Genomic DNA, 2,262 nt, shown 5'->3' on the forward strand with positions numbered 1-2,262 from the left:
TCCACCAGTTCGGCCCACCTGAGATCATGAATACGGATCAGGGCAGCCAGTTCACGTCATTTGCTTGGACCGACCGCCTGCGTCGATCAGGCATCCGCATCTCAATGGACGGCAAAGGCCGCTTCCTCGACAATATCTTTGTCGAACGACTGTGGCGCTCGCTGAAGTATGAATGCGTCTACCTGCACGCCTGGGAAACTGGATCAGAGGCCAAGGCGGGTGTCAGAAAGTGGATGGACTTCTACAACAACAAACGCCCCCATTCTGCCCTTGGCGGCAAACCACCCGCTGTGATCTACTGGCAGAGACATGACACAACCCAAACAGATCAGCAGGTGCAAAGAGTAGCTTAAATCACGCCAAATCTTGTCCAACAATTGGGGAGTAGCTCAGTCATACGCCCCGTCTGTTGTGACGCTGCCGATGTTCTGATCGGGTGGAATTTGATCCAGAAATTCTGGCAGCTTCGGCGCATCACCAATATCGCAGGTGGTGACCTCGCCCCTCGGCAGATTTCTACGCAATCGCCCCTCGATCGATTTGTGCGACAAAGCAGAGCAGAGGCCTCACGATAAACTTTCTACGCGACGCTTCCCGAAACGGTTTAGGTGAGCGCGAACGAGGTCCAATGCTTGATTGAACTTTTGTTCGGAGACTAAACTTCGGATCTCTAAGTGATCTTGATGCGCCGCTTCACTAAATACGCCTTTGATGGAGTTGTTATTGATCAAAGCACTGATTTTAAGTGAAATAGGGTCGTACATTTCTGACAGCAGCTTATTTCCGGAATGAATAATAAAACTCTTATGATATAGGCTGTCCAAAACCTGATATGTGCTTTGATCTTGATTTCGTCGAGCATTATCCATCTTTTCACAAATCTTTGACAAGTCCCGCGCCAACTCACGCTGTGCGTTTTGCAACGACTGTTGTAAGCCTTGTACCTCTAAGCAACTACGCATCTGTGAAAGATCTTGGAATTCTTCCGGTGTTGCATCAAACACATACGTACCGCTTTGCGGAACGGTGATGAGCAAGCCTTTGTATTCCAGACGAGAAAACGCTTCGCGAACAGGAGTACGGCTGACGCCCAGCTCGTTCGCAATCTGCAATTCCGAGATCATCTGCCCCATCTTAAATCGGCCCTCACCGATTTCTTTGCTTACCACTTCTGACACTTGTTCAGATAATGATTGCCGCCGGGTCAAACGTTTCACTGGGCGAATCCCTTCGTGGTTTCCTTGCCAATATCTCGCAAGGTCGTGTGTTTAAAAAGCCGGACGCCGAAATTGCACCTAGCGTAAAAAGCCAAAGTTACCTGAGTATCGAAGGCATTCCTATGCAAGAAGATTGGCAGATTGACAGCTTGTATGCAAGATGCAAGTATCCCAGTTGTAGATAAATATGATCAAAGGGCCTTTTTGCCCTGTCTGGGAGGACGAAATGACAATTCTAAAATCTTTTGGTAGAATGTTTAAGGCAGTGCTAACCGGCACAGCGCTTGCCGCGGGGGTTGCTGGCGCTGCTTATGCTGAATTTCCAGAACGCCCTATTACATTGATTGTGCCATGGGGAGCTGGTGGCGGAACCGATGCAACAGGCCGTATCATCGCAAACCTGTTAAAAGATGAGCTAGGTCAACCGGTGAATGTGGTAAATCGCACTGGTGGCGGCGGAGTCGTAGGCCATTCAGCTATCGCGATGGCCAAGCCAGACGGGTACACAATCGGTGTAATCACGGTTGAAACGGGCATGATGCACTGGGCGGGTCTTACCGATCTGACACATGACGGGTTTACGCCTATTGCGTTATTTAACAGTGACCCCGCTGGCGTCATGGTTGCCGCAGATTCCCCCTGGAATTCATTGGATGACATGTTGGCGGCCGTCAAAGCAGACCCGGGCAAGCACAAGGGATCAGGAACTGGACAAGGAGGTATCTGGCATCTGGCCTTGGCGGGCATGTTGAACGCCGAAGGGTTGGACGCATCGGTGGCACCATGGGTGCCCTCCAAAGGGGCCGCAGCCGGTCTTCAGGAGCTTGTGGCCGGCGGGGTTTCCGTCGTGACGTCCTCTGTTGTAGAGGCATCCGGCCTAATTTCCGCGGGAAAAGTCAAAGCTCTTGCGGTTATGTCCTCTGAACGTTTGAGCAGTTTCCCTGATGTGCCAACTTTGACCGAGGCGTTTGGTCCAGAATGGGAAATGGCGGCGTGGCGCGGATTGGCGGCCCCTACTGGTTTGCTGTCTGACGTCAGCGCCTAT

At 51.5% G+C, this 2,262-nt stretch carries 3 protein-coding genes and 1 pseudogene; 2 read left to right on the forward strand and 2 right to left on the reverse strand.

Features of this window, described 5'->3' with window-relative positions:
* Positions 1-353, forward strand: a 353-nt coding sequence (locus tag KMP13_RS14050; protein WP_215266512.1) for an integrase core domain-containing protein, incomplete at its 5' end; no start/stop codon positions are given.
* A 39-nt stretch (positions 354-392) separates the two neighbouring features.
* On the opposite strand, the pseudogene KMP13_RS14055 reads toward KMP13_RS14050, so the two are convergent.
* Together KMP13_RS14055 and KMP13_RS14060 are read right to left on the reverse strand one after the other, a co-directional pair.
* Positions 393-500: pseudogene (locus tag KMP13_RS14055) on the reverse strand (IS5/IS1182 family transposase); the annotation flags it as partial.
* A 66-nt stretch (positions 501-566) separates the two neighbouring features.
* Positions 567-1,217, reverse strand: coding sequence for a GntR family transcriptional regulator (locus tag KMP13_RS14060; protein WP_215266514.1), 651 nt, complete (start codon positions 1,215-1,217; stop codon positions 567-569).
* Between the two features lie 226 nt (positions 1,218-1,443).
* Between KMP13_RS14060 and KMP13_RS14065 the strand changes: the two genes are divergently transcribed.
* Positions 1,444-2,262, forward strand: an 819-nt coding sequence (locus KMP13_RS14065) for a tripartite tricarboxylate transporter substrate binding protein (RefSeq protein ID WP_251363866.1), incomplete at its 3' end; no start/stop codon positions are given.

Origin of the sequence: Epibacterium ulvae (assembly GCF_018678075.1) — a bacterium.
GTDB classification, from domain to species: domain Bacteria; phylum Pseudomonadota; class Alphaproteobacteria; order Rhodobacterales; family Rhodobacteraceae; genus Epibacterium; species Epibacterium ulvae_A.